The 5,410-nt window shown below is 54.1% G+C and carries 6 protein-coding genes and 1 pseudogene; 5 read left to right on the top strand and 2 right to left on the bottom strand.

Features of this window, described 5'->3' with window-relative positions:
* From K309_RS0133715 to K309_RS0133695, 5 genes are all read left to right on the top strand, one after another.
* On the top strand, nucleotides 1-301 hold a 301-nt coding region (locus K309_RS0133715; protein WP_029050324.1), incomplete at its 5' end, for an IS256 family transposase.
* Between the two features lie 53 nt (nucleotides 302-354).
* The gene (locus tag K309_RS0133710; protein ID WP_029050323.1) at nucleotides 355-1,074 is read left to right on the top strand and encodes a CBS domain-containing protein; all 720 of its coding nucleotides are present in this window, start codon (nucleotides 355-357) and stop codon (nucleotides 1,072-1,074) included.
* Between the two features lie 460 nt (nucleotides 1,075-1,534).
* A complete protein-coding gene (locus K309_RS0133705; protein ID WP_029050322.1) occupies nucleotides 1,535-3,100 on the top strand; it encodes an ATP-dependent nuclease in 1,566 nt (521 codons plus the stop codon).
* Nucleotides 3,085-4,116 carry a DEAD/DEAH box helicase gene (locus K309_RS0133700; RefSeq protein WP_029050321.1) on the top strand — a complete coding sequence of 344 codons (1,032 nt, stop codon included), beginning with the start codon at nucleotides 3,085-3,087 and terminating at the stop codon, nucleotides 4,114-4,116. The genes K309_RS0133705 and K309_RS0133700 overlap by 16 nt, the downstream gene beginning before the upstream one ends.
* Nucleotides 4,117-4,385: 269 nt before the next feature.
* Entirely contained in the window at nucleotides 4,386-4,622 is a 237-nt protein-coding gene (locus K309_RS0133695) for a type II toxin-antitoxin system Phd/YefM family antitoxin (RefSeq protein WP_029050320.1), read from the top strand.
* Between the two features lie 48 nt (nucleotides 4,623-4,670).
* On the opposite strand, the pseudogene K309_RS38690 reads toward K309_RS0133695, so the two are convergent.
* Together K309_RS38690 and K309_RS38685 are read right to left on the bottom strand one after the other, a co-directional pair.
* Nucleotides 4,671-5,075: pseudogene (locus K309_RS38690) on the bottom strand (plasmid partitioning protein RepB C-terminal domain-containing protein); the annotation flags it as partial.
* Between the two features lie 48 nt (nucleotides 5,076-5,123).
* Nucleotides 5,124-5,410, bottom strand: a 287-nt coding sequence (locus tag K309_RS38685; protein WP_035878241.1) for a transposase domain-containing protein, incomplete at its 5' end; no start/stop codon positions are given.

Raw genomic sequence — 5,410 nt, 5'->3', positions numbered from 1 at the left:
AGATCGGGACAGCCTGTTGACGTTCTACGACTTCCCGGCCGAGCACTGGCAGCACATCCGCACGACGAACGCGATTGAGTCGACCTTCGCGACTGTGCGTCACCGCACGACGCGCACGCGCAACTGTGTGTCACGAGCGACCTTCCTTGGCCTGGCCTTCAAGCTGATCGAGGAAGCCGAGAAAACCTGGCGCCGCATCAACGGTGCCGAACACATCGAACTGCTCTTGAAGGGCATTCCCTTCAAGGACGGTGCCCCGGCGCAAGACAATCCGCCGGATCAGCAGAAACTCGCCGCCTGAGAACCGGCCACGATCAACCTTCGTACACCAGATTTGACTTTATCTCTCACCACATGTCGAACTCCCAGAGATTCCTCAAGACATTTTCAGACATTGAGCGCTGGCTGCGACAGCAACTCCACGCAGATCGCGGCGTTACCTTCTATCAGCTCGTGGAGCGATTCGCCGAAAAAAATTCCTCCGTCCGTCGGTATAAGGAAGATCTGAAGGAATTCGCTGACCTTCGCAATGCCATCGTCCACGAGCGCTCAGATGAACATGTTATCGCTGAGCCAAATGACCGCGCGGTGCGTGACTTCGAGCGTATCATGGAGCTGTTGCTGAAGCCTCCAGTCATCTACCCTCAGTTTCAGAAGGTCGTCAAATCACGTGAACAGCGAGACCCCATTAGTAGTGCGATCAAAGACATGCGCGAAGGATCATTCTCGCAATTGCCGATCACTTCCAACGGGCAGTTCATCGCATTACTTACAACGGAGACAGTCGTTCGCTGGTTGGCGTCTGAGGTCTCGGAAGATCTCATTAGCTTGCAATCAACGGAAGTAGAGGAGGTGCTTCGGCATGTAGAGGACGACAACCACTACTGCTTTATATCTAAGCGGGCTACTCTCGATGATGCGCTATCGAAGTTCGCAGAGGTCAATGATCGTGGTAAAAACCTTGATGCGATTCTAATAACCGAGGATGGAAAGATCGAACAGAAGCTTCTTGGGATCCTTACTGTGTATGACCTCCCAGAGGTCCACAAGACGCTGGCTATTGGGCAGAAGTGAAGCGCCCTCAGAGCTCTCGCCGCACGTAAGCAGGTGTGCAATTTCTTTCCGCGCGTTATCACACAGCGAAAGGGCTGAGCCTCCAATCCGTCGTCGCCACCTCGTTCGGGTCATCTCTGTTCTCCATTTGCTCTGCTGCCCTGTCAGAGTTTGCGAGGTCACTCCTTTACTGGTTTAGAGGCGGTCGATTGTTGTCGGTGGCTGCTGTAGCGATGGCGACGGACCGGGGCTAGAGGTCAGCCCCCGGTCGCGCGTTCCAGCTCGATGAATGCACTTCGAGTTACTTCGTCAACCGCTGAGTGCTCTCGAAGATTTCCTGTGCAACGCGTCGAGCAGCGGCATCTTGCTCGCGGCTCTCCGACTAGAACTGACAAATTGCTCAAGCGCTTCGAAGCGCTTTTGGCATAATCATTGGTCGCTAAAAATAACCACTCAACAATCGGCAACAGGAGAAGCCAGAGTGACGGCCATTGCAAAGCTAGTTCTTCAAAACTTCAAGAAGTTCGATGCGCTCGAGCTTGACTTCGACGCCGGCACAAACATCCTCATTGGCGACAATGAGGCCGGGAAGAGCACGCTACTTCTAGCGCTCGACCTGGTTCTAGGCGCGAGCCGCAGCCGAGTGGAGGCCATCGGCATCGAAACTCTCCTCTGCAAGAAGGCGGTCGAGACGTTTCTCGCCGGCGAGAAGAAGTTTGACCGTCTTCCTAATATGCTTGTCGAAGCTTGGCTCAGACCGGGCGGACACTTCGAGCTGAACGGCAGGCAGAATTCCAAAGACATCGAGGCCGACGGCCTTCGAATGGAGATCGAACCCATTGAAGAGTATGGTAAGGCCATCCTTGAGGTCCTAAACCAGGACGAGGCAAACTTCCCTTACGAATACTACGGGATCAAGTTCAAGACTTTCTCCGGCGAGCCGCTTGTCACCTTCAAACGCCCTCTCAAACATTTGTCCCTGGATAGCTCTCGCATAGATAGCGACCACGCAGTACGCGAATACACTCGGGCGGTATTTAGCATGCATGCTGATGTGTCGGAGCGACATAGGCTAGAGAACCAGTATCGTCGAAACAAGGAGTCATTTAGGGATGAGCACCTCGCCCACTTGAACAAGAAAATCCCTGACTACCAGTTCGGCGTTCGCAGTGGTTCCCGTTCCAATCTTGAAGTAGATCTTGTAATTACGGAAGACGAAATTCCGCTCGAGAGCCGTGGCAAGGGTCGACAGTGCTTCCTGAAGACCGAGTTCGCCTTAAACCGGCACAAGGCTGCCGCTCAGCTCCATGTCCTGCTCCTTGAAGAGCCCGAGAACCATCTTAGCCACACAAGTATGAAGCGGCTCGTTCAAAGCTTGGTGGATGCGGACCAGACTCAGCTATTCATCGCAACCCATAGCAGCCATATCTCATCCAGGCTCAACCTAAGGCATGCACAGTTGCTTGGCGCTGGCAACAAGGCATCCAACTTGAAGGCGCTTTCTCCGGATACAGCCGACTTCTTTATCAAGGCACCCGACAATAATGTCCTGGAGTATGCACTTTCAGAGAAAGTAATACTGGTGGAGGGAGACGCCGAGTTCATCTTGTTCGAGTCTCTATATAGGACAGTCAGTGGCGGAGTTTCCCCAGAGCAAGACGGCGTACATATCATCGCCATCGGTGGGACCAGTTTCAAGCGGTATCTGGAGCTTGGCAAGCTGCTTGGCATTAAGACAGCAGCCATTCGGGACAACGATGGGAACTTCCAGGTCAACTGTGTCGATAATTTTTCGGAGCACGTCTACGACGAAGGCAAAGTATTCTCGGACGCCGATGACAAGCAGAGCACCTTCGAGATTAGCCTCTACTCATGCAACACAGAGGCTTGCGATGCAGTTTTTGCCGCTGGTCGAAAGAAGTTGACGGTGCTTGAATACATGCTTGCAAATAAGGCGGATGCCGCACTCGCGTTGCTCAGAAAGAAAGGTGGTGAGCTCAAAGTCCCCAACTATATCGAAAAGGCCATCGCATGGATAAGAGGGTGATCTTTGCCGTTGCGGGCTCCGGGAAGACGACCCGCATCATTGATGAGCTCGATCTTGAGCGGAGAGTCTTGCTTGTCACATACACCGAGAACAACTACGCTCACCTACGTCTCAAGATTCTTCAGAAGTTCGGTCACTTTCCCCAGAACATCACCCTTCGTACCTATTTCACCTTCCTCCATAGCTTTTGCTTTCGTCCACTGCTCCAGATGACGCTGCGCACCAAGGGCGTCAACTTTTCCATGCCGCCCGCGACAACGTCAAGGATTCCCGCGACGAACAACGCTCGCTTCATCGATGGAAGCGGGCGTCTCTACCATAATCGAATCGCGAAGCTTCTAGATGTTAAGAAGTGTGTGCCGGAGATAGTTGGTCGAGTCGAGCGATACTTTGATCGGGTGTTCGTGGACGAGGTTCAGGATTTTGCTGGTCACGACTTTAATCTGCTCCTCGATCTCTGTGGCGCGAAGACGGACGTGTTACTGGTCGGCGACTTTTATCAACACACATTCGACACGAGTCGAGATGGTCCCGTCAACAAGCGATTGCATGACAGCATCGAAGAGTACGAAAATCGCTTCGCCGCAAAACGAATCGTGATCGACAAGCAGTCTCTGCAAACAAGTCGGCGCTGCAGCAAATCTGTGTGTGACTTCATTCGTGAACAGTTGCACATTGACATCCATTCTCACCGTGACCGTCTCACTGCGGTTAGCGTGGTTGACAACGCCGCTGAAGCGGCCGCCCTGTACAGGGATCCGAACGTCGTCAAGCTCTTCTATGACCGCCACGCCAAATACGGTTGCTATTCCCAGAACTGGGGAGCAAGCAAGGGAATGGATCATTTCGACAATGTCTGTGTGGTATTGAATGAGACCTCTTGGAAGCAACTTCACAAAGGAACGCTTCATGAGTTGGCCCCGAAGACCAGGAACAAGCTGTATGTGGCGTGTTCACGTGCACGTGGCGACCTATTCCTTGTCCATGACGCACTATTCAAGAAGTCTTGTGCCTGACGAATGGCATTAGATACCACCACTTGGCCTGGGCTGCTGGAATTCTCCACTGGACGAAGACGTGTGCTCGGAAGCGATAGGACTAGTGGGCTGCTGAGGCGGTAGAACATGGTGCTGGACTTGGAATCTTGACAGTTCTCCACGTTCTTTCAGGCTGGGGGGCGCGGAGCGACCCGAGGGGGCGGTGCGGGTAAGTTGTGCCTCGTAACGATCGATGTTTGCGCCCTTCGGCGCACTAGACTAGACTAAGTCGAAACTTGGGAGATGGTATGCATATGGTCAACATCAACGAGGCCAAGACCCACTTGTCCAAGTTGGTCGAGGCGGTGTGCGAAGGTGAGGACATTGTGATTGCCAAGGCGGGCAAGCCGCTTGTGCGCATGGTTCCGTATGCGCCGCAGAAGCCCATGCGCCGCCTCGGTGGTCTGAAAGGCAAGGTCCGCGTGTCCGACGACTTTGACGCCCCGTTGCCGGCGGACCTGATGGCGGAATTCGAAAGTCAGTAATCCAAGCGTCCTCGGATTTTCATCGCGCCCCGTGTCGCAGTAGGCGTGCTATTGCTCAAGCGACACAACGTCGCGAATCGACTCGAACTCACGCACTAGATCAGGCTGGTGCTGACGCAAATACGCCAATACCGGCTCGCATTCCAGCAGATTCACGAGATAGCCCTTGGCCAGTACGAGATTTAGCACATCCTGACCATAGGTCTGTTCCACGATCTTGTACTGCTCTTGCAGATTGCTCATCTCTCGCTCCATTCTCGCCATCTGTTCTTGACTCACACCTGTGAGCTTGGCCGGCTTCTTACCGTCGACCAGGCGCGATGCCGGTGTGGCGACGAGCAGAGCCTCGGCGTAGGCGACTGTCACGTTGTTCGCTGCGATCATCAGCTCCACACATTCGACTTGTCGTGTCGGTTTCATCTTTCGAATCGCCCGAGCAACCTCGGGAGAGAACGTAAGCGGTCGACTAACAACGCCTCTTGCGGCCGGATACGAGGTCGGCTAAACAGCGGATGTCTTGAGATTCCAAGGCAGCAAGGCCTCGTAGTCGTCAGCGGTCTTCGCGAGCGGCAGCGCCTTGAACAAGGCGACGAGATAGCGGTACGTATCGACGCCATTGGCCTTGCAGGTCTCAATGATCGAGTACAGATTCGCGCTTGCGTTCGCGCCAGCCACGGTGTCACAGAAGAGCCAGTTCCGGCGCCCTACGGTGAACGGCCTGATCGAATTCTCAATCACATTGTTCGATATCGGCCAGGCGCCGTTCTCGACGTAACGGACGAGCTTGG

This window comes from Cupriavidus phytohabitans (genome assembly GCF_000426345.1).
Taxonomy (GTDB): Bacteria; Pseudomonadota; Gammaproteobacteria; order Burkholderiales; family Burkholderiaceae; genus Cupriavidus.
Note: the sequence above shows the minus strand (reverse complement) of the source record. Positions and strands in the feature narration are given on the sequence as shown.

Coding starts and splice junctions, on each gene's coding strand:
- K309_RS0133695 (WP_029050320.1), top strand. CDS start 4,386: ATGCATATGGTCAACATCAACGAGGCCAAGACCCACTTGTCCAAGTTG.
- K309_RS0133700 (WP_029050321.1), top strand. CDS start 3,085: ATGGATAAGAGGGTGATCTTTGCCGTTGCGGGCTCCGGGAAGACGACC.
- K309_RS0133710 (WP_029050323.1), top strand. CDS start 355: ATGTCGAACTCCCAGAGATTCCTCAAGACATTTTCAGACATTGAGCGC.